This is a genomic window from Halomonas huangheensis, from assembly GCF_001431725.1.
GTDB classification, from domain to species: Bacteria; Pseudomonadota; Gammaproteobacteria; order Pseudomonadales; family Halomonadaceae; genus Halomonas; species Halomonas huangheensis.
The window spans coordinates 1,508,191-1,530,172 of record NZ_CP013106.1 but is presented as its reverse complement, the minus strand read 5'-3'; the positions used below and the strand labels follow the sequence as shown (position 1 = coordinate 1,530,172).

18 protein-coding genes and 1 other RNA gene are annotated in these 21,982 nt (G+C 59.0%); 14 read left to right on the top strand and 5 right to left on the bottom strand.

Translation table 11 applies throughout. The features are described from left to right. Positions 1–11: 11 nt before the first annotated feature. From AR456_RS06875 to AR456_RS06865, 3 genes are all read left to right on the top strand, one after another. On the top strand, positions 12–1,478 hold the full coding sequence (locus tag AR456_RS06875) for an aldehyde dehydrogenase (RefSeq protein ID WP_021820641.1): 1,467 nt from the start codon (positions 12–14) through the stop codon (positions 1,476–1,478). A gap of 26 nt (positions 1,479–1,504) precedes the next feature. After that, a complete protein-coding gene (locus tag AR456_RS06870; RefSeq protein WP_021820640.1) occupies positions 1,505–3,139 on the top strand; it encodes a thiamine pyrophosphate-binding protein in 1,635 nt (544 codons plus the stop codon). Between the two features lie 135 nt (positions 3,140–3,274). Beyond that, positions 3,275–4,132: a hypothetical protein gene (locus tag AR456_RS06865; RefSeq protein ID WP_021820639.1), complete on the top strand. Its 858-nt coding sequence runs from the start codon at positions 3,275–3,277 to the stop codon at positions 4,130–4,132. A 30-nt stretch (positions 4,133–4,162) separates the two neighbouring features. Here the strand turns inward: AR456_RS06865 and AR456_RS21675 are convergent, their stop codons facing one another. Then, positions 4,163–4,294, bottom strand: coding sequence for a hypothetical protein (locus tag AR456_RS21675; RefSeq protein WP_257721111.1), 132 nt, complete (start codon positions 4,292–4,294; stop codon positions 4,163–4,165). Between the two features lie 158 nt (positions 4,295–4,452). On the opposite strand from AR456_RS21675, the gene AR456_RS06860 reads away from it, so the two are divergent. The 3 genes from AR456_RS06860 to AR456_RS21220 all read left to right on the top strand — a co-directional run bounded on the left by AR456_RS06860 (position 4,453) and on the right by AR456_RS21220 (position 7,732). After that, entirely contained in the window at positions 4,453–5,919 is a 1,467-nt protein-coding gene (locus tag AR456_RS06860; protein ID WP_021820637.1) for a DUF1254 domain-containing protein, read from the top strand. Between the two features lie 184 nt (positions 5,920–6,103). After that, positions 6,104–7,504, top strand: a complete 1,401-nt coding sequence (locus AR456_RS06855; RefSeq protein WP_202903957.1) for a DUF1254 domain-containing protein — start codon at positions 6,104–6,106, stop codon at positions 7,502–7,504. Positions 7,505–7,567: 63 nt separating this feature from the next. Further along, a complete protein-coding gene (locus tag AR456_RS21220) occupies positions 7,568–7,732 on the top strand; it encodes a hypothetical protein (protein ID WP_021820635.1) in 165 nt (54 codons plus the stop codon). Between the two features lie 344 nt (positions 7,733–8,076). On the opposite strand, the gene ffs is transcribed toward AR456_RS21220, so the two are convergent. Continuing rightward, positions 8,077–8,173: signal recognition particle sRNA small type (ffs, locus tag AR456_RS20870), an RNA gene on the bottom strand. A 354-nt stretch (positions 8,174–8,527) separates the two neighbouring features. On the opposite strand from ffs, the gene AR456_RS06850 reads away from it, so the two are divergent. Next, complete coding sequence (locus AR456_RS06850; RefSeq protein ID WP_021820633.1) at positions 8,528–9,751, top strand: ATP-grasp domain-containing protein; 1,224 nt, start codon at positions 8,528–8,530, stop codon at positions 9,749–9,751. A gap of 212 nt (positions 9,752–9,963) precedes the next feature. Next, positions 9,964–11,991, top strand: coding sequence for a hypothetical protein (locus tag AR456_RS06845; protein WP_021820632.1), 2,028 nt, complete (start codon positions 9,964–9,966; stop codon positions 11,989–11,991). A 31-nt stretch (positions 11,992–12,022) separates the two neighbouring features. On the opposite strand, the gene AR456_RS06840 is transcribed toward AR456_RS06845, so the two are convergent. Next, positions 12,023–13,051 carry an AbrB family transcriptional regulator gene (locus AR456_RS06840; RefSeq protein WP_021820631.1) on the bottom strand — a complete coding sequence of 343 codons (1,029 nt, stop codon included), beginning with the start codon at positions 13,049–13,051 and terminating at the stop codon, positions 12,023–12,025. A 77-nt stretch (positions 13,052–13,128) separates the two neighbouring features. Here AR456_RS06840 and AR456_RS06835 point away from each other — a divergent pair, with 77 nt between their 5' ends. Further along, on the top strand, positions 13,129–13,887 hold the full coding sequence (locus tag AR456_RS06835) for a TlyA family RNA methyltransferase (RefSeq protein WP_021820630.1): 759 nt from the start codon (positions 13,129–13,131) through the stop codon (positions 13,885–13,887). A gap of 37 nt (positions 13,888–13,924) precedes the next feature. Here AR456_RS06835 and mscK read toward each other — a convergent pair whose 3' ends face one another. Continuing rightward, positions 13,925–17,377 carry a mechanosensitive channel MscK gene (mscK, locus tag AR456_RS06830; RefSeq protein WP_021820629.1) on the bottom strand — a complete coding sequence of 1,151 codons (3,453 nt, stop codon included), beginning with the start codon at positions 17,375–17,377 and terminating at the stop codon, positions 13,925–13,927. 153 nt (positions 17,378–17,530) lie between these two features. On the opposite strand from mscK, the gene AR456_RS06825 reads away from it, so the two are divergent. The 5 genes from AR456_RS06825 (at position 17,531) to AR456_RS06805 (ending at position 20,894) form a co-directional block, all read left to right on the top strand. After that, complete coding sequence (locus AR456_RS06825) at positions 17,531–18,661, top strand: phospholipase A (protein WP_021820628.1); 1,131 nt, start codon at positions 17,531–17,533, stop codon at positions 18,659–18,661. 142 nt (positions 18,662–18,803) lie between these two features. Continuing rightward, positions 18,804–19,199 (top strand): ElaB/YgaM/YqjD family protein, encoded by a 396-nt coding sequence (locus AR456_RS06820; protein WP_021820627.1) that lies wholly within the window; start codon positions 18,804–18,806, stop codon positions 19,197–19,199. After that, the gene (locus tag AR456_RS06815) at positions 19,199–19,597 is read left to right on the top strand and encodes a phage holin family protein (protein ID WP_021820626.1); all 399 of its coding nucleotides are present in this window, start codon (positions 19,199–19,201) and stop codon (positions 19,595–19,597) included. The genes AR456_RS06820 and AR456_RS06815 overlap by 1 nt, the downstream gene beginning before the upstream one ends. After that, positions 19,594–19,878: a YqjK-like family protein gene (locus AR456_RS06810; protein ID WP_021820625.1), complete on the top strand. Its 285-nt coding sequence runs from the start codon at positions 19,594–19,596 to the stop codon at positions 19,876–19,878. The genes AR456_RS06815 and AR456_RS06810 overlap by 4 nt, the downstream gene beginning before the upstream one ends. Positions 19,879–20,156: 278 nt before the next feature. Next, positions 20,157–20,894, top strand: coding sequence for a ParA family protein (locus AR456_RS06805; protein ID WP_021820624.1), 738 nt, complete (start codon positions 20,157–20,159; stop codon positions 20,892–20,894). A 58-nt stretch (positions 20,895–20,952) separates the two neighbouring features. On the opposite strand, the gene AR456_RS06800 is transcribed toward AR456_RS06805, so the two are convergent. Further along, positions 20,953–21,933, bottom strand: a complete 981-nt coding sequence (locus AR456_RS06800; protein ID WP_021820623.1) for a CHAD domain-containing protein — start codon at positions 21,931–21,933, stop codon at positions 20,953–20,955. Between the last annotated feature and the right edge of the window lie 49 nt (positions 21,934–21,982).

Sequence of the window (21,982 nt, the reverse complement as noted above, 5' to 3'; positions counted from 1 at the left end):
GAGGTTCTGACATGACCGACAAGATTTTCGTCGCCGGCGAATGGCGTGAAGGCCGCGGCGACCTCATGGTGTCGCGCTTCCCTGCCGATGGCTCGATCAATGCCGAACTCAATGCCGCCAGCCTCGAGGATGTCGAGGATGCGGTGCAAGCCGCCGATGCCGCCTGGCGTGTGCCTTGCTGGCGTGGCCGCCAGCCCCATGAGCGGGCCGAGGTGCTGTACCGCGTCAGTGACCTGATCAAGGCACGCGTGGACGACCTGGCAGCGCTGCAGACCCGCGACAATGGCAAGCCGTTGGCCGAAGCGCGTGGCCTGGTGGCCAGTGCCGCCGCCACGGCCCGCTACTTCGCCGCCGCCTGTGAAACCCTGGAAGGTGAACTGCCGACCCAGCGTAACAGCGACTTCATGACCCTCAGCCAGTACGAGCCTCTGGGTGTCATTGCCGCGATCACCCCATGGAATTCGCCGATTGCCAGCGAAATGCAGAAGATTGCCCCCGCGCTGGCCGGCGGCAACGCTGTGGTGCTCAAGCCCGCCGAGGCCACTCCGCTGCTGGCACTCAAGCTCGCTGAACTCTTCGAGGAAGCGGGCTTGCCCAAGGGCCTGCTCAGCGTGTTGCCTGGACGTGGCAGCGTGATCGGCGAAGCCATCGTGCGTCACCCCAAGGTACGCAAGATCTCCTTCACCGGAGGCACTAATACCGGCCGTCACCTGGCGCATATTGCCGCTGACAAGCTGATTGGTACTTCGCTGGAACTGGGTGGCAAGTCACCGACGATCATCTGCGAGGACGCCGATCTGGAGCAGGCCATCAAAGGCGTGGCCTACGGCATTTTCAGCTCCGCAGGACAGGCCTGCATTGCCGGTTCTCGGCTGTTCATCCAGCGTCGCCTCTACGACGAAGCTATCGAGCGCCTGACCGCCATTACCCGCAACCTGCGCGTTGGCCACCCCGAGACACCAGGCATTCACCTCGGCCCACTTATCAGTGAAAGGCATCGTGACAGTGTCGCAGCCTACGTCGAGCGAGCCCGCGAGGAAGGCGGCAATATTCGCGCCGGTGGCAGGATTCCTGACTCGCCCGAACTGAGCAATGGCAGCTTCTACCTGCCGACCCTGATCGACGGCCTGGCCCACGACAGCACGGTTTGCCAGGAGGAAATCTTCGGCCCGGTGCTGGTCGCCCTGCCCTATGACGACGAAGACGAGCTGGTCGGCCTGGCCAACGACAATGCCTATGGTCTGGCCGCCGGCATCTGGAGCCGCGACTACCAACGTGCCTTGCGCCTGGCCAGCAAACTCGAGGCCGGCACGGTGTGGATCAACACCTACAAGAAATTCTCCATCTCGACACCCTTCGGCGGCTACAAGGACAGCGGCCTCGGGCGTGAAAAAGGACGCCAGGGCATCCACGCCTACATGCAGCAGAAGAGCCTGTATCTGGGCCTCGATGCCACTCCCATGAACTGGTGCGACTAAGCGCTCATCGCCATAGAGGAATCACCATGACAACCATTACCGTGGGCGAAGCCGTCGCTCGTACTCTGGAAGCCTATTCGGTCTCGGCCGTCTACGGCGTCATCTCCATCCATAACCTGCCGATTGCCGATGCCATTGGCCAGCGCCAGCGCGTGCGCTTCGTTCCCTCGCGTGGCGAGGCAGGCGCAGTGACCATGGCCGACGGGCATACCCGCATGGGCGGACTCGGCGTTGCCCTGACCAGCACCGGCGCCGGAGCCGGTAATGCGGTGGGCGCCATGCTCGAAGCCCTGAATGCCGGCACTCCACTACTGCATATCACCGGCCAGGTCGAACAGGCCTACCTGGATCGCGACGCCGGCTTCATTCACGAGACCCGCGACCAGATGGGCTTCCTCCAGGCCTGCTCCAAACGTGCCTACCGGGCCAACACCGCCGAGCAGGTGGTGCCCTTGCTGCATCGCGCCATTCAGGAAGCCATGACCCTGCCGCGTGGTCCGGTCAGCATCGAGATCCCCATCGATATCCAGGCCAGTGAAGTGGATTGGGTAGAGTCAACGCCGGTACAAGCTGCTGCGCCAGCACCGGTGACCGATGCCGAGATCGAGCGCCTGGCCGAGCAGGTATTGGCCGCCAGGCGCCCCATGCTGTGGATTGGCGGTGGCTGCCTCGAGGCAGGCGATGCCGTGCGCCGCCTGGCGGATATTGGCCTGCCGGTGGTGTCCAGCACTCATGCCCGTGGCGTACTGGCTGACAGCCATCCGCGCAGCCTGCGCGCCTTCCACAGTGCCCCGGCGGTGGAGGAGCTTTACGCGCAGAGCGATCTGATGCTGGTGGCCGGCTCACGCCTGCGCAGCAATGAAACCCGTACTTACTCCGTGGAACTCCCCCATCCGCTGGTGCAGATCGATGTCGACCCTGCCGCAGCACAGCGCAACTACACTGCCGACACCTTCCTGTGCGGCGAGTGTGGCGATGTGCTGGCTCGCCTGGCCGAGCGGCTCGAAGGCAAGTTCACCCCTGATGCCGACTTCGACAACGCTGTTGCGCGAGCCGTACAGGATGCCGAGAAGGCACTGCGCAAGCAGGTCGGTGAATACGCCAGGCTGAGCGATGCCATTCGTGATGCCCTGCCCGAAGATGGCGTGTTCGTCCGCGACATCACCGTTTCCGGCAGCACCTGGGGAAGCCGTCTGCTGCCGATCGAACTCCCGCTGACCAACATCCATTCTCTGGCCGGCGCCATCGGCCAGGGCCTGGCCACCGGTATCGGCTGTGCCGTGGGTGCAGAGGGACGCAAGGTCGTGACCATCGTCGGTGATGGCGGGCTGATGCTGATGGTCGGCGAACTCGCCACACTCGCCCAGGAATCCCTCGACATGACGCTGGTGGTCATGAACGACGGTGGTTACGGCGTGATGCGCGGCATACAGAAAAAGTACTTCGATGGTCGTCAATATTACAACGACCTGCACACACCTGACTTTCAGGCCATGGCGGCGGCCCTTGACCTACCCCATTGGAAAGTCAGTCATGGCGATGACTTTCAGTCGGTAATCGCTGAAGCCGTGGGATATGACGGTCCCGCTGTCGTCGAAGTCGACATGAATAACGTCGGGCCGCTCGAGTTCTCTGGCCCTCCCCAGAAGAAGCTCTATTGATCAGTCTGATCAACGCATCCTCCATTCCCCACACCGCAGGCCAGCCATGGTCTGCGCCATCAACCGTGCACTGCACTACATAAGAAACCGCTAAATCAAACTGGCTCTACATAATAATTCATCAGGATAATCACAATGAAAAAGACCGCCTCAGCAGTTGCTGCCATTGGCAGCTTGACCCTTGTATGTGCTTCCAGCGCTCAGGCCATGACATGGAGCGATACCTTCATCGGCTATCGTTATGGCACACAGTTCAGCGAACCAGGCAACTCTGAAGACGTCACCAAGAACATCCTTCAGGTCTCCCACGCCAGCGGTTACACCTATGGCCAGAACTACTTCAACCTGGACGTGCTGCAATCAGGTGATGAAGATCCCGCGAACAATAGTGACAGCGGAGCCACCGAAGCCTACCTGGCCTACCGTCACCAATTGCATTACGGCAAGGTCTTCGGCGAACCGCTGGCATTCGGCCCGATAAAGGATGTCGCGCTGACCGCCGGCTTTGATCTCAACACCAAGAACAGCGCCTTTGCACCACGCAAACGCTTCGTTGCCGTAGGTCCAACCTTGAAGTTCGACATTCCCGTCGGCTTTCTTGATGTCAGCCTGTACTACGCTCGCGAGTGGAATCACTGTGGGCTCGAAGCTTGCAGCTTGCCCGGCAACGAAAACGATGTCTCGTTCGATCCCTACTACCAATTCAACGTCGCCTGGGGTGTCCCTTTCAATGCTGGACCCATGCCGCTGAAGTTCCAGGGTTTCTTCAACTACAACGGCCCCAAGGGCGAAGACTATTTCGGCACCGAGACCAAGCCCGAGCGTCTGATCCGTTCATCGCTGATGATGGACGTCGGTGAAATGGTCTGGGGAGAGAGCAATCAAGTCTGGATCGGTGCAGGATATGAATTCTGGCGCAACAAGTACGGTAACCACGACAAGCCTGGCGTCGATACCGATGCCGTGACCTTCAACCTGGAGTGGCATCTGTAGGGATACACTCATCACGTCAGGCCCTGCCCATTAAATCGCGATGGTCGTCTGGGTCAACACATCTGGACGACCCGCTACTGCGCCAGCCAGCGTTTGTTCGGCGAACTGCTCTGCGAAACGCAGGCCAAGGCGATTGACGCGACCATTCCTGAAGTCACGCACACCGAGGATTTGGCACAAACGACGTAGACAGCTCGCACCAGCTGTCTATTTTTTTTAATAAAACAGCATATTAACTATGTTGTACTAAGCTAGATGCCAGGTGTGTCCAGTAAAAGGAAGTCCCACGCATTTCGCGATGATTCAAAGGGAGAATGACGATGAAACCAACAGCTTCACTTTTCAAGGTGGCGCTGCTCAGCACGTGTCTATTGGGAACATCAGCAGCACTGGCCCAGCAGCCCCCCGCGCAAAGCTTCTCTGACCTCAATATGCCGTCGGCCGAGGTCACGCCGCACCCCGAATACATCAAGGCACTGGCCCGCACCGCCTATCTCTGGGGCTGGCCGATGGTGAACATGCAGAACCGGCATGACCAGATCACTCAGGCGCCGGAGCCGGGCCGCCTGGGCGGTGTTCTTCCGGTGGCACCGCGCGGTCAGATCGGCATGCTCGCAGACTATATTGAGCCCAGCCAGCGGTTTATCGCCTGCCCGAACCAGGACGTCGTCTACGGTCTCGGCTTCTTCGACCTCGACGAAGAACCGGTGGTTGTGCAAGTACCCGATTTCGGAGATCGCTTCTGGGTCTATGCGGCTTATGACCAGCGTACGGACCAGTTTGGTGAACTGGGCAAACCCTATGACACCAAGCCTGGCTTCTACCTGATGGTTGGGCCGAACTGGGATGGCGAAACACCTGAAGGCATCACTGGTGTCATCCAATCCTCGACCTCGCTGGCCAACATCGTCCCGCGCGTCTTCATGAACGACACCGACGAGGACCGAGCCGCCATACAGGACCTGATCGATCAGGTCGTCGTCTATCCGCTGGCCGACTTCGACGGTGAGATGAAGACCATCGACTGGAGCGAAGCACCGGCGATCCCGAACCCCAGTGACAGCGGCGGTGGCGGCGAAACCCAGTGGGTCGTGCCCGAGAACTACTTCGACCAGTTGGGCGGAGTCCTCGATGCCGTGGCACCACTGCCTGGCGAAGAAGCGATGTATGCCCAGTTCCGCTGGCTGCTCGACCTTGCGGAGCGCGATCCTGACATCAAGCAGGTGCTCGTCGACGAGGCCATCGCCACCGACGAGGAGGTTATCAAGCCCTTCCTGCGCTGGGAACACAACGGCAGACCTGCCGGCAACGGCTGGAACCGCTCGACGAACAACGCCGAATGGGGAGTTGATTATTACGACCGCACCGGCACAGCGCGGTCCAACATGTTCGACAACCGTCCGAACGAGACGCAGTACTTCTACACCGATTACGACGCCTCGGGCGAACAGCTCGTGGGCTCGAACAGCTACACAGTCACCTTCCCGGCAGACGCTCTGCCGCCGGTCAACGGCTTCTGGTCAATGACCATGTATGACGAGGCGCATTTCTTTGCCGATAACGACCTGGGCCGCTATTCGCTGGGGACCAAGAACACTGACCTCCAGATGAACGACGACGGGTCACTGACCATTCATGTTGGCGCGACGAAGCCTGAAGATGCTCCCGAAAGCAACTGGCTACCTGCTCCCGAGGAGAATTTCTCGCTCTACATCCGCGCTTACTGGGGCAAGGACGCCATTCTTGATGGATCATGGCAGCCGCCTGCCATTGAAGTTGCTGAATAACGTCACACCCAGCAGCCTGCCAGGCTGGCGAGCGACCCTCACCAGCCTGGCAATGAGACATCCATGATTTCAGGAGACTCGTATGCCTGGCTCTCACCTTCGGAATATTTCTGCTGCCAGCTTGATCGCCTCACTGTCGATAATGGGATCTCCCCTCTTCGCACAGGATACTGGCTCAACTGACATGTCTCCCCTTGTAGGGCAGATCAACGACGGCAATTGGCTGGCTGAGGACGAAGCGCAGTCGCTGTTGGCCGAGGTCTACTACCAGCGCGCGGTCTATGCCTACATGACGATGCTGCCCGCATTGAACGTGATCGGCATGCGCGACGGATCCCAGGAAACCTTTGGCGAAGGCTACAACGTCCTTCCGATCTGGAAGGACCGGATGGACAGCCGCGCCTGGGTGCCAACGCCCAATGCCGACGTGATCTATTCGATGACCTATCTCGACCTGAAGGAGACCGGTCCGCTGGTCGTGAAGGCACCGCCGAATGTCATTGGCATGTTCACCGACTTCTTCCAGCGTACGATCACCGATGTCGGCGCGATCGGTCCAGACCGGGCACGTGGCGGGCTCTACCTGCTGCTGCCACCGGGCTATGAAGGCCACGTACCGTCCAGCTACATGGCGTTCGAGTCCTCGACCTACAACGTGTTCCTGTTCTTCCGCACCATCATGGGCCAGGGCGATGGTGAGCCAGATCCGGCACCCGCCGTCGAGACCGCCGAACAAACGCGGATCTACCCCCTCTGGGCCGAGGAAAAGAACATCCCCGCGATGGAGTTTCCGAACGCCAGCGGCCAGCGCCTCGACATGATGTATCCGACGGATATGGAATACTGGACCAAGCTCAAGGAGTTCGTCGATTACGAACCTGTCGAAGCGATCACTCCCGAATTGCGCGGTGTTCTGGCCTCGATCGGCATCATCAAGGGCCAGCCCTTCGAGCCAAACGACTGGCAGCGCGAGGCGCTGGGAAAGGCAGTCGTCGACGCACCGAAGATGATCCTCGCCTCGGCACAGCTTGGCCGCGAGGACGGACGCAGCAAGTATTACGAGGACCGTCAGTGGGAGCGCGCCTGGGCGGCAGGCACGGCCGAATGGATGCAGGAAAGCTACCTCGATCTCGGCGCACGGTCACGCTTCTTCCAGTATGCCTATTCCTCGGCCCCGGCGATGGTGATGCGCACGACCGGCGCGGGTTCGAAATACCCCTTCACGATCCGCGATGCCGACGGCGACCTGCTTGAAGGAGGCCAGACCTACAAGCTGCACCTGCCAGCAGACATTCCGGCGGCGCTCTTCTGGGCGGTGACCGCTTACAATGTCACCGACGGTACGATGCCCGAGACCGACCAGCTTCTGCCCTCGACCAATGGGTATTACGACATTCCGAAGAACGACGACGGATCCATCGATCTCTATTTCGGACCGGAACAACCCGAAGGGGTGGAAGATGCCGCCTTCATCAAGACAGTACCGGGACGGAACTTCGTCGCCGTTCTGCGGCTCTATGGCGCCGAGGACGCCTTCTACGACCAGACCTGGAAACCGGACGACCTCGTCAAGGTCGAGCCATAAAACGTAAAGACTCACCGGCGGGCGCCACAGGCGTCCGCCCCTCGCCAAGGGCGAAAGAACATCATGAAAACAAGTGCCATCGCAATCATTGCGATAGCACTGCCATTAGCGGCTGTCGCCAACCATTCTGATGTGGACCAGTTCGGCAATCACGAAATGCCTGGGGCTGATACCGATGCAGTTTCTGCGGCCATTTCATGGGGCCAGATGACTGCTGGGCCAGGATGAGACGCGATGATCTGACTATCCACACACGCAACGAGGTAGAAAATCTTTTCAACCACGCCTTCAAACTCATCGATATGCAGGAAAGGAATTCAGAGGGCATGACCTTGCTGGGAAAGAAAAAGCAATGGCATATCTACTCTGTAGTCGCTCAGAGAATAGCCTGACTATTGGTCTCCCTCTCCTCAGCAGAGGTGATGTTGTCGGCAGAGGCCAGAGAGAAAGGCACTCATGGCGGTGAAACGAGGGAGGAAATAGACACAACCGTACCACCACCTTGTACCACTTGCGGGCTAAAGGGGCGAAATTTCCAGCTAAATCAAAGAGATACTACAGAAAGGAGGCGGCCCCGACAGCCACATCCCGGCACACGCATCCACCACTACCGTTGCTCCCTTCCGGGCCTGGCGGGGTTCGCAGTTTCGCGTTGCGGGAGGACCGACGGGGCCACCACAGCAAGGCTATCACATCATGCCAGCTATTGGCTGACGAAGCCTGTTGAACGGCTTGAAAATCAGAGATTTGTCCAAGCCGGCGGGCACTATACCAAGGTCGCACCACGACCTCAACCCTTGGCCTCCATACTTTGCTCTATCACGCATACACTGGGTCAATCATGCGTTTCCTTGAGCAGTTGTGTAGGGTAGAGAGAGCATTCGCCTGTCGCTCATTACTCGCCAGGCGTTCTTCTTCCTGGCTCGGCAACAAGCAAGACCGGGGCTGCCGTCCCCCTCACATCAAGTACAGACGATAAAGAGAGATCACGACCCACATCCCTTACCCACCGGAGGTACCACCATGAAAAAGGATCCCAACAAGGGCTACATCGCCCTACTGGGCTGGAGCCTGAATGCCGTAGAGGCCGCCGAGAAATTCGACCGCCGCTATGTAGTGGTAGCCCCCGACTGGGCTGAGGAATACTGTACTCAGCACAATATTCCCTTTGTTTCCTGGAACTTCGAGCGTCTCAATGACCGCTCCATGGAAATTGCCGAAACGCTCAAGGACATGGGCGTCGACGTGTCGATTCCGCTGTTCGAGGAAACCGTCGAATGGGCCGGTGCCATCAACTCGGTGCTGCTGGATCACCCTCGCCTTTACGGCCAGTCCCTGCTGCTGCGCGACAAGGCGTTGATGAAGCGCCGAGCCCAGTTGGGCGGCATTCGCGTGGGTATCTTCGAGGAAGCACACGACAAGGATGATGTGATTCGTTTCCTCAAGCGCGTCAACCAGACACTGCTCAAGCTGGACGGTGACCCCAATGATCCCATCCACCTGAAAGCTTTCGACAAGGCAGGCTGCCTCGGACACCGGGTCATTCGCACCCCCGACGAGATCGACGCCATTCCGGACGAGGAATTTCCGGTACTGATGGAGTCTCACCTTGATGGCTGGGAATTTGCCGTTGAGGCATGGATTCATAACGGCAAGATCGCCTTCCTCAACATCTCCGAATATGTGTCGCTGGGTTACTCGGTGTTCGTGCCGGCTTCTCCTGAACTGGAGCGGTACCGCGACAAGATACGCGAACAGATCGAAAAGCTGATCAAGGCGTTTGATATCGAGTTCGGCCTGATCCATCCGGAATATTTTGTCACCAGCGACGGCGAAATGTACTTCGGCGAGGTCGCCTACCGTCCACCGGGCTTCAAGGTCTTCGAACTGCTGGAGCGTGTCTATGGGTTCAGCGCCTATCAGGCCAGCATGCTGGTCTTCGACCCCAAGGCCACGGCCGAAGAAGTCGCAGAGTTCTTCCCTCGTGAAGTCGTGGATGCCAATGGCTTTGCTGGCTGCTTCGGGGTGTATCCACGCCGTCGCGTCGTCAGCCGTCTGGAGATTCCCGAGCAGGTGGAGGACCACCCCTACTTTGAATCCCATGAGCTGACCCCACCGGTTGAAGAGACCGTTACCAAGCGTACGGCCTTCGGTACACACTGGGGACTGGTGTACTTCCGTGGCGATGATGCGGTTACCCTGCGTGACCTGCTGAAAGAACAGGAAGAGCTCGACTACTACGTATAGAGGTTCAAATACGTATAGAGGTCCAAATACGTATTTGAGGTTTCAAAACTGGTCACACAGGGGCTTCAGCCCCTGTGCTCCTGAGCACTTGTTACTGATACCTGGTACTGAGCACTTGATTCGCTGAATACCTGACAACAGCAGATGAAAGTGTCGGGCATTGCGCACTTCGTATACAGTCGTGACATTGAACTGATGATCAAGGAGCCTGCGTGACTCCCCCCAATCCCCCGCATACAGCGGGCAATGACAGACTGCAGAGCCTGCTGGAGAAGCTGGATGCCAGCATCACACAACTCAGCGAGTCGCCCGACTTCGCCAAACCGGCGAAAGTGCCTCAGGTACTCGACCTCGCCAGACGCGCGATGATGCAGGAAGGTGGATGCGCGGCTATCGAAGAGCGAGCCGAATGGCTCGAGTCAGCGCAAATCTTCGCTGGATCGGACTGGGCCCTGCCACAGATTCTGGTTCCATCTCTCAGCCACAGCTCATTGCAGAGTGCTGACGCCACCCTGGTAGTTATTGAAGCACTCAGCCAGCTCCGCATGCTGGCCGTCGCCAAGGGGCTGTATCGCCATACCTTGATCAGTGATGAAAGTGCCCACCACTTTCTTACCCAGGTGATGGCTCTCAATCTGTCATTGCTATTTACAGCTCCCTCCGAAGCAGAGCGAGAGACACAGGGGCGCCTTGCGCAGTTACCGCGTCTTCTGGTCCAACACATCGCCTCACGCATCGGTTATGAGCACGTCATCGACAAGCTTATCCAGGAAATCTGGCGCATCCTGCAACAACGCCCGATTCAGGTCGAACCCGTCAAGCAGATGATCACTCAGATCGCCTTGTGTCAGGCCGACCCCGACATCGACCTGGCCACCAGTGGTCAGGGTGCCGACCGCCTGGTCAGTTCGCTGTACGGCCCTACTCAGGCCTGCCGCGAAGACCCGGGAGTTGACGTCTACCGTGAACGACTGGCCGGTATGGACGCCGGAGCACTGCAGTACGAGGCTACTGGCTTCGCTCGTGCTATGCACGACACAGGGCTGGTATCGCCCTATCACCCGGTGCTACTGCGTCACCTACTCGACTACGGCGACCAGTTGCTGGCCGAAGCCCTGGGTCTGTCGGCCACCGGCCGCGACTGCCTGTTCTGCTACCACGAGCTGGTCCACACCATCATTCGTACCTCGGTTCATCCCCAGACCGCACAGGCCGCCTACGGACTCGCGTTGACTCTGGAACGGGGCATCCTCTATCAACCCCCCATTGCTCCCAGTCTATGGCGGCAGTTGGGCCTGCCCCTCTCCGAATGGTCTGAAGCACGGTTGTTCGCCGCCTTTGGCGACAGTGTTTCGCATCGCGCTCGCCTGATGGAGGGAGTGCTTTGCGTGCTGGGCTTGCCGCTGGGTATCGGCCAGGGCAATAACCCGACTTGTCAGTCGGCCCGCGCGCTATCGATGTGGTCCTTCAATGACCCGGACTATCTGCTGCAGATGGTCACCTGGGCGGCACGGGACGATGAGCTCATCATGCACTTCGAGGGTCAGCCGATCTCCTCACAGGAAAGCCTCGGCGGCGTCGCGAAGACGCTCCCCCTCGACCTCGACCCGGTATCGTTGCTGGTGGTACCGCACCTCGACCGTATCTACGCCGAGATGGGACGCCGCTGTATCGGCCGAGAAGGTGACCCACATCGCTGGATCAATCCTGAATTTCATGGCTGGTGGGCCGGGCGCGGCTTTCGTATCAACGTGGATGTCGCCACTGGCCAGCTCAGCGATCTGGACACCTTTCTGCGTCACTTCTATGCCAGCTACCATCCCGTCTACAACGGCAATCAGCCCCTGATTCATCCGCAGCCCGCCGGGATCGCCATCACCGATAGCGCCGCGCGCTTCATCGGCTGGCATGCCATCACCATTCTGCGTTCGGCTCTGGACCCGAGTGGCGTAATGAGGGTGTACTTCTTCAACCCCAACAACGATAGCGGGCAGGATTGGGGTGATGGGGTCAAGGTCAGTACGGCCGGCAACGGCGAACGCTTCGGAGAGGCTTCTCTGCCCTTCGCCCAGTTCGCTTCACGCCTGTATATCTTCCACCACGACCCTCTCGAGCATGGCGAACTCGCCGAAGTCACCGAGCGGGAACTGGAAGAGGTGATCAACCTACTGCACAACAGTTGGGGCGCCAGCCGGATTCCACCGACCGATCTTCAGGCCGAAAACCCCACCGGCGGCTGAAAGCTGGAAGCAAGAAGCTGAGAACCGAGCGCTATTCAGCGGCCTTGCGTCGCTGAATCCAGCGCGCCATAAAGGGCGCAGCGAACATCAACAGCACCATGCGCAGCAGATGGTGAAAGGCGACAAAGACCGGATCCAGGTCCAATGCCAACGCGACAATGGCCATCTCGCCAATTCCCCCCGGCGCCAGCGCCAACATCGCCACATCCCGTGGCACTCCCACCAGTTGATGGATCGCCTCGGCGAATACCGCCAACACTGCCAGCGCAATCACGGTGGCAACACTGGCGTCGACCAGGTATCGCGTAAAGACTGCGCCGGTCAAACCGCGAAAGCGCGCGCCGATGGAGCTACCCAACACCCACAACACCACGTTCATGGCATGGTCGGTCAAGGCGAAGTGAGCAAGATCGAAACCCGACAACACGGCAGCCAACAGCAGCGGTGCAAGCAGTGCCGGTGTCGGCAAACGCACCAGTGTTCCCAGCCAGATCGCCGGTGCAATCCCCAGCAACAGCCATAGCCCGGCAAACTGTGTCGCCGTCTGCCCCACAGCGGTTACCGGGTCCTCCATAGCCCAGAATAATGGTGGCAACAGCAGAATCACCAGCACCACACGCAATGACTGCGCGATGGCAATACGAGCAGGATCGCCACCACTCTCCTCACCCATGATGATCATCGCAGTCATGGCACCAGGAGCAGAAGCAAACAGCGCACTGGTGCTATCGAAGCCCCGCTTGCGATACCAGAAGGCAGCGGCGAAGGTCGAGGCCGCCACACCGAGTATCAGAATCAGTGCCGATAGCCCCCAATCAGTGACCTGATCGGCCAGTTCCGGTGTGACCTGGCTGCCGAGCACCAATCCCATGACACCGAGAAACCCACTGCGCACTCGCTCAGGAATCTCAACAGGAATACCACGATTGGCGGCGATCAGATTGGCGACCAGTGGCCCGAGCATCCATGCCAGAGGCAGGCCGGTCAGCGAGAACAACGCGCCGCCCACAGCACCGAGCGCCAGAGAACGTATCAGTGACAAACAGCGCTGACGATCCATGTCCTTCCTTTCGATTACCCGAGCAGGCTGGTCATTATGGCATACTGGCGCCGCCATCAGCTGCCCAGGATGTTGTCATGCCGCGCCTCGACCAATTACTTGTCAGTCAGGGACACGCCCGTTCGCGTACTCGCGCCCAACGACTGATTCGCCATGGCCGTGTGCGCCGCGCCATCGATGGCAAGGTACTGACGCGCCCTGGTGAGAAGTGTCCCGAAGAACTGGAGCTGCTGGTCGAAGAGGATCCAGAAGAGCGTTATGTCTCGCGCGCCGGTCTCAAACTCGAGGCCGTGCTGCATACCCTGAGTCTCGATCTAAAGGATCTGACTGTACTGGATGTCGGTCAGTCCACCGGCGGCTTCAGCGACTGCGCGCTAAGCTTCGGCGCCAACCATGTGATCGGCATTGAAGTCGGACACGGCCAGTTGGATGCCGGACTTGTCGACGACCCACGCATCACCTGTCTGGAAGGTCTCAATGCCCGCGCCATGAGCGAAGATCCCCGGTTGATTACCGCCATCGCCGAACAGGGCCCATTGGGCGCGGCAGTCATGGACGTCTCGTTCATTTCTCAGACCTTGATCCTGCCGGAGATCGCCGCCCTGCTGCCGAGCGGTGCTCCGTTGATTTCACTGGTCAAGCCGCAGTTCGAAGTGGGGCCGGGAGGAGTCGATGACCGTGGACTGGTCACCGACCCTCGCCGCTACTCAGAGGTGGAACAACGCATCCGTCAGTGCTGCGCGGAGTTCCAACTGGATATCCAGCACTGGCAGGACAGTCCGATTCTCGGCGGAGACGGCAACCGCGAGTTCCTGCTCCACGCCCAGCGTCGCTGACACTCACGGCTTGCGCAGTATCTACGCAGGCCGCCGCTCAGCGGCCGCCTGCGTCTCCTCCTCCATCACCACCGCCATCACCGATACCCACATCGCCGGGGTCACCATCTGCCCCCGGCGGCGGATGGCTCCCGTCCAGCTCTCGGGCGGCGCCCACTGGAGTCCCCCAGCTTTCGCGACCGGCACGTTGAATGTGCACGTCGAGCTTTTCAAAGGCGATGCGAATGCCATGTTCGGCAAACAGGTCTCCAACCTGCCCGTTCAACTCATCGGTCGCCAGCAGACGATCCCCCAGCGCGTTGACGTAGATACGCAGCTCGTACTCCATGGTGCTGGAGGTATAGGCCATGAAGAAGATTTCAGGAGGCGGGTCGGACAACACACGACTGTTATCCGCTGCTGCCTGTTCCAGTAGGCGATGCACCACACGACGGTCTGCATCATGACTGACACCGTACTTGAGCGTCACCCGGGTCACACTATCGGATAGCGACCAGTTGATCAGTTGATCAGTCACAAAGGTCTTGTTGGGGATGATGATTTCCTTGCGATCGAAATCCGTCACCGTCGTGGCACGAATGCGGATCCGGCTCACGGTGCCGGTCAGGTTACCAAGCGTGATGGTGTCGCCGATGCGCACCGGACGCTCGAAGAGGATGATCAAGCCGGAAATGAAGTTGGCAAAGATCTCCTGCAGACCGAAACCCAGGCCCACACCGAGCGCTGCAACCAGCCATTGCAACTTGTCCCAGGAGACGCCCATGGTCGACAGGGCCATGACCGTACCAACCCCCACGATCACGTAAGACAGTAGCGAGCTGATCGCATAGGCACTGCCCTGCTTGAGCACCAGCCGTGACAGCACCATGACTTCCAGCAACCCCGGCAGGTTACGTGCCAGCATCATCGTCATGCCAACCGTGAACAACGCGACCACCAGGTCGGCAATGCTGAGATTGCCGTCCAGCGCCTCGCCACCTTCTCCCATCGCGCCTTCCACCAACACGACATGATCCAGATAACCGAGAACCCCGAGGAAGTCGGCCCAGACCAGATACATCAAGGCTACAAAGCCAATGGTCAGAATCAGTTTGGACAGCCGCAGCGACTGTTGATTGACCTGCTCCATGTCCAGCGGAGGCTCTTCGACGATATCCAGGCCACGGTCGTTGTCGTCCTTGTTCAGCGCCCGACGTCGCGCAAGTGCGCGGCGGTATGCCAGGCGCCTGGCAGCCACTGCCAGCCCGCGGACCACCGAAGCCTCGACAAGTATCCAGAAGGAAAACAGATACAGCGTAAAGACAAAACGACTGATCAGGCTCAGCGCCGAATAGACGTAGCCATAGAGCACTGCCCCCGCCAATGCGATCGGAATCATGGCCATGGCCAGGCCAAGAATCAGACGAAACAGCTTGACCCCGAAGAACGGTACATGAGCCAGAATCAGCTTGGCCATGCTGATCGACATGCCAATCAGTCCAACCAGAAGAATGCCAAGGCCAATCGGGCGCTGATTGAACGTGAGCGCGGCGTCCCTCGCCAATGGAGCAATCAACAACACCGGTGCCAGACTGATACCCAACCACAGCATCCAGCCGCGCAGCGTCCGCACATAGCCTTCCGGCCAATGAAAATGGCGCCGCGCCACTCCATCGCTGACAAGCAATCGACGGGCCCAGGCGACCATCAACCAGGCGGCCGCCAGTTGCAGTAGCGAAATACCCACTCCCTCCGCAACCCCGCTCCCGCCGAAATACAGCACCATTCCGAAGGTTGCCACCATCAGCGGTGCTGGTGCCGCCAACAGTAGGTTGAGCAGGATCGCACGCGGAGTATGCAACTGAGTGTCGTGACGCAAGCGTCCAATCTGCTCGTGGATACCCAATAGCCGCGCCTTTATCCGACGACGCAGCAGCACCAGAAGAGCCGCCATCAGCAATACCGGAAGCGCCAACCAGGCTCCGGAGTCCGGCTTCGTCCAGTTAGCGGGCAGAGCCTTGCGCCAACTGCCTTCAGCCCATTCAGTCGCCAGGTTCTCCGGCAGGTCGCTGAGCCAGTTGAGGTCGAGAGGCCGCGCGTTGGCTACCCAGAACAGCTGCTCATCAATGGTACTGCGTAGATCGCGCACCACCTTGACCAGTTGCTGCTGATTGAGCTGCAGGTCAATGGCAGACGTGAGGATCTCGCCATAGATGGGGTCCAACTGGTCAATCAAGTCTCGCCTGGAGCGATACAGCTGGATCAGTGGTTCAACCAGCGCCTCGGCGGTTTGTTCATTGAATTCCTCATCTGCAGCAGCCGCTTCCTCGAGCGCCTGTCGTGCCAGACGCTCTGGAAAGCGCAGCCGCTCGTGATAACTATCCAGTTCGAATTGCGCCAGGCGGACATCGGCTATCTCATCGGGTAGTCCACTGCGCGCCTCGATCTTCGGCAGGGATTCCCGTTGCTCACGCAGGATCCGTGACAACAACACACTTCCGCGCACCGATTCGATATTGTCGTTGAGGCCTTGCTGCATTTGTCGCACACGCTCCAACTGACGTCGCGTCTGCAGGCCCTCACGAACGAGCTCGTTGGCATGGCTGGTCGCATTGAGCAGTTGCTGCGACATCTCACGATTGGCCTCCTGCTCCTTCTTGATCACCGGGTGCTCGGCTATCGCTTGCGGCTCATTCTGAACGGCGTCGGCAATCGCCTGTTCCGACTGCTCGCGTCGCAACTGATCAAACTGGCTCTGTAGCGCCGATACCCAGGCTTCCTCACGAGCGGCTTCCAACTGCAGTAACTCGGAACGTTGCTGCAGAAGCTCTCGTAGCCGAGTATTGGAGTTCAACTGTTGCTGATAGAGATGGAGCTCTGCTTCAGCCAGTTGCCGCTCCGCCAACGCGGCTATGCGCTGTGGAGAATCCTCAGGGACATCACGTCGCGAAAGTTCTTCGATGTTCTGACTAACGGTATCCATGCGCTGCATTGCATCGGCAATGGATTTCTGGGCACGCTCCGGTAAGGTTTGCGCCCCCAGGACCTGGCTCTGGACGCGTGTCAGAGAGCTCTGAATACGTTGCAGAGAAGTCGTAGCGTCACGTAGACGTCGCTCCAGTTCCTGCGAAGACAGTCCTTCCAGCTCGCTGATATCGAAATCCTGGCTATCCTGCTTCTCACGCAACTCATGCTCAAGCTGCTCAAGTTCCTGGGGTGCCTGCTCGATACGCGTTTGCAGGTCGTCGAGCTGACGTCGGGTATCAGCCAGACTCTCCACTGCAGTGATTGCCTGCTTCAGGTGATCGATCTCCTGAGTGGCTGTCGAACTGGGAGGATCTCCGGCGCTGGCGGTGCGCTCCTCGAGGCGCTGCTGCAACTCCTCGACCGTGGGTAGAGACTCATCTTCGGTAACGCTCTGAGCCCAACTGACTCCGCATAACAGAAGCAACAGGACCAGCACTGATGAGGTAATCCAGCGGCGGGGTTCAATGATTGAAGAACGAGCCATGAGCAACAAATTCCTGTCGCAACGAAGGTGGGTGACGAGATTTTCAACACACTGTGTCAGTATGGCAATCTGGTGCAAGTGTGTTGACGTAAGTTTGACTTATTGCCGAGTCATGATAGAAACCGTTTCCTATATTCCCTTTCAGGTAGTCACATGATGAAACGCCCCGCAGCCCTCGGTTTGCTGGCCACCCCCTTGCTGGCTCTTGGCATTATTGGACAGGTCAACGCCCAATCGACTCTCAGCCCGAGCGAGCGCGAGGCCATGGAGGCTCGTGTCCAGGAACTTCAGAGCGAACTGGCGAAGCTACAATCCCAGTTGGGCGAGTCCCCCGCAACCACCAGCACGGCGTTGAGCAGCAATTCTGCCTCAAGTTCATCTGACGTTTCCGTGTCGAATGAACTTGTCACCAACGGTACCATCGCCGCGGTCGCGGAGTCCGGGGCTGACGAACTTGCTCAGGAACGGCGCCAATTGGAGGAGGAGTCGGAAAGCAACCCCTTCGCCATCACCACGCACCATCGTAACTATATTCTTCCGATCAGCTACAATCAGAAGCCCAACGAGGCCTCGTTTGTCGGCGAGGAAGGGAGGGAGATGGACAACACTGAGGTGAAGTTCCAGTTCAGTGCCAAGTTCAACATTGCCGAAGACCTGTTGTTCGATAATGGCGATGTGTTCTTCGCCTATACTCAGCGCAGCTGGTGGCAGGCCTATAACGGTGAGGAGTCTGCGCCCTTCCGTGAAACCAACTATGAGCCGGAAGTCTTCGTCGACTTTCAGAACGACTACGAACTGTGGGGCTGGACCAATATCGGCAATCGCGTAGCGTTCAACCATCAGTCCAACGGACGCTCCGGGGAACTGTCCCGTAGTTGGAACCGGGTCATCCTGACCTCGACCTGGGTCAACGACGACTGGGCCTTCGTGGCGACACCGCACTGGCGCGTACCGGAAGACGACAACTCCGACGACAATCCGGACATCGAGGAATACGTCGGTTACGCAGACTTCACCATTGCCCATCAGTTGTTCAAGAATCACGAAGCCTCGCTGTTGCTGCGCGGTAATCCCGATGACGGTCACTATGGTGGTCAGCTCGATTACTCCTGGCCCCTTTTCGGCAAGGTTCGTGGCCATGTACAGTACTACAATGGCTACGGTGAGAGTCTGATTGACTACAACGCCAAGACCAACCGCCTCGGCATTGGTTTCAGCCTGAACCCGCTGTTTCCCTCGGGAAGCGGCAGCACCGACAGTAGCAGCATCACCAGTAGTTACTGAAGGGAGTAATGCGGGTCCTGGCTGGTGAAAGGGAGTGGCAGTATCAACCGTCGCTCCCTGCTGATTGTCCACCAGAAAGCGTGACAACGGGCACAGATCCAGAACAGCCATGTTGCGTTTTCATTTGAACAAGGAAGATCCAATGGCTACACGCAGCAGCACTACCACCAGCAAGCGCAATGAATCCACTTCTGATGAATCAGCCGCCGAACAGGTAGCTCCCAACACCAGCGCTTCTGCCCAGCAGTTGAAGGACGAGCTCAAGCACCTGTCCGGTACCCTTGAGGAACTGCTGAGTGCCACCGCCGATGATTCTCGCCAGAACATCAAGCAGTGGCGCGAAAAGGCAGAGGCCCGACTGCAGGAAACTCGTGCCCACCTCAGCGAACAAGGCGAACGTAAGTATCGTCAGGCACGCCAGACCATGGACAGCCAGGTTGAGTGTTGCGATCGCTACGTTCATGAGAACCCGTGGAAGAGTGTCGGCATTGGTGCCGCGGTGGGCGTGATCGTAGGTCTGCTGATTGGAAAGCGCTGATGGCGGAAAGCCTCGGACCTGTTCAACGGTTGTTGAACACAGGCAAACGCATACTGACAACACTGCTGGCCACAGGTGAAACTCGCCTGCGGCTGGCAGTGCTTGAACTCGAGGAAGAGCGCGCTCGGCTGGCCACACTGGCATTGCTGCTCGGCCTTAGCCTGATACTGCTGTTGCTGGGCATCGCCACCCTGACCGCCCTGATCATCGTGCTGTTCTGGGACACATGGCGCATTACTGCCATTGCCGTCAGCGCTCTGGTCCTGCTGGGTTCGGGTATCGGTGTGGCACTGTGGGTCATGCGGCTTGCGCGGCGGCGTACACTGTTGGCCAGCACTCTCAAGCACCTGGCACTGGATAGGCAACTGGCCGAAGACAGCGCTCGGGAGGACGCATGAACAAACGTCTTCTGCGGGCTCAGCGCAAAGCCGAGCTCGAAGCCAATATCGACCATCAGCGCCTTTCACTGATCACGACCACTTCAGAATGGGCCAATGCCAGCCGTCGGCTCGACCGACGCTGGCATGCTCTAAAGCCTTATCGCCTCGCTCTGCTGGCAGCTGGCACCATTGTCCTGCTGCCAGCTCTTCGCCACCGCGGTCCCGTCACCCGGTTTGCCAGCAAGGCACTGACCACTGCCATCGCCGTAAAGCGCCTGCGCAGCCTGTTCAATATCTGAGTCACCACGCCAGCCAGCCTGGACATCACACTGCGCCCGCGGAAAACCCGCCCGTGGGCGCCATGCGCTTCAAGCTGCCAGTAGCTCATCGCTAACTGTCCGTATCACTAACTGTCCGCATCGCTAACTGTCCGCATCGCTCAGATTTTATGCATTCATGATAGATAATTACATTCATGAAGGTGCATGATAGCTGACCGGGCGCCTCTCCCGCGCCTGTTGCATGGCTATGGTAATTTAGAATAACCCGGTGACTACATTAAAAAGGATATGACCGGATGCGTATGGTATCCCTCTACAGCATCAAGGGCGGCGTTGGAAAGACCGCTTCAGCCGTCAACCTTGCTGCAGAAGCGGCGAATATGGGGCTGAGGGTACTGCTTTGGGATCTTGATCCACAGGCTGCCACAACGTTCTATCTGCAGGTCAAACCACGAATTCGTGGTGGAGTCGAAAAGCTGGTCAAGGGCAAGTCTGCCTGGGAAAAAGTGATCCGCACCACTGCGCTCGACAATCTCGACCTACTTCCGGCCTCCCTCGCCTCCCGAGAGATGGACCACTTGCTGGAGAAACGTGGCACCAGCCATCTGCGCCAGATGCTCAAGGAAGTACGCAAGGAATACGATCTGGTCGTGCTGGACTGCCCGCCGACACTGTCACACCTATCCGAGAACATGTTCACCAGCGTCGATGCACTGCTGGTTCCAGTGGTACCTACCACCCTGTCGTTACGCACCCTGGAGCAACTGCAGCAGTTTCTCGATGATCAGGACCTTGCCTGTCCGCTGTGGCCCTTTGTTACCCTCGCCGATCGACGCCGCAGCATGCACCTTGAGGTCATGGAGGAACTTGGCAACGACTGGCCGTTACGGCTATCAACGGTGATTCCCGCGGCCAGTGTCGTGGAGCGAATGGGACTCGAGCGCGCGCCATTGTGTGAATTCGCTCCCAGCACCCCCGCCAGCAAGGCCTATGCAGCGCTGTGGCAGGAAGTCGAGCAACGCTTGCGACCGTAGCCGAAGCTTCCCGCCCAGGCTGAAGTTTCACGTCCAGGCCCAGGCCCAGGATCCAAACTCAAACACGCATGGCAGTCGCGGCTTCCGACAGTTGTTTCTCGAGCTCACGCCGCGGCTTGCCGCGTGCAAGCCGCATGACCTCGGCAAGATTCGCTTGCATGCGTTGCTCATGATGAGCCACCAACCCCATGAATCCACGCAGGTGGCGCGGTGCCGTAGCGCGTGCCGTCGGATCACGCACAACAGCAGCCAGACGCGCATCCGTTTCCTCCAGCACATGCTGGTGAACACTGGCATGTAGTGCCTCGGCACGCACCAGGTCATCATGCAGATGGCCAAAGGCATCCTGGAACGACTTCATGGCCGATTCAGTGGCACTGAATATCTCGCCTTCCCCGCCCCATGCTTTCAGTAGGTAGCGCAAGCGCTTGCCGGTAATCCGTGGCCGATGCAGGGCTTGCTCATCCTCAGGTCCCTTGAGCGCATCCAGCTTATTCAGCTCATCCAGCTCCGCGCTCCACTGCCCCAACAGGCGCTCCAGCACCTCGGCACTCGCGGGGCCAAAACGTGGTGCCTTGCGAGCCTTCTTGCTGCGAATCTCCTTCATGGCTCCACGTAGGTGAGCATCCAGCAACGGAAACGCCGCCACTCGGCACTCAACCAGGCGATACTCCTCCGCCACCTGCGGGACCAACCGTTCATGCCACCAGACCACCGCCGAGCGCTCGCTACCCGACAACAACTGATACTGATCCTCCAACCAGGCCTGCATGACTTCCCCATCACGGGCCGCATTGGTGGAGCGAGTGAGATCGCGCAACTCTCGCTTCAGGGCCTTGTCGAGGGAAGCACCGGGAAAGCTGTCGAAGTCCTTTAGACAGGAACGCAGACGACGCAATGCGACACGAAAGTCATGCAGACCTTCGGGATCATCTGGATTCTGAATACGCGGATACGCGAGGCGTGCATTGTCAAGCAGGTCGACAACTATCGACTCCAGCGCCGCACCAAGGCGGCGTCCAGCCAGCGGTCGAGCCATGTGTCCTCCATTGCATTGCGAATCTTCCCTGACTATAGACCCATTGCCG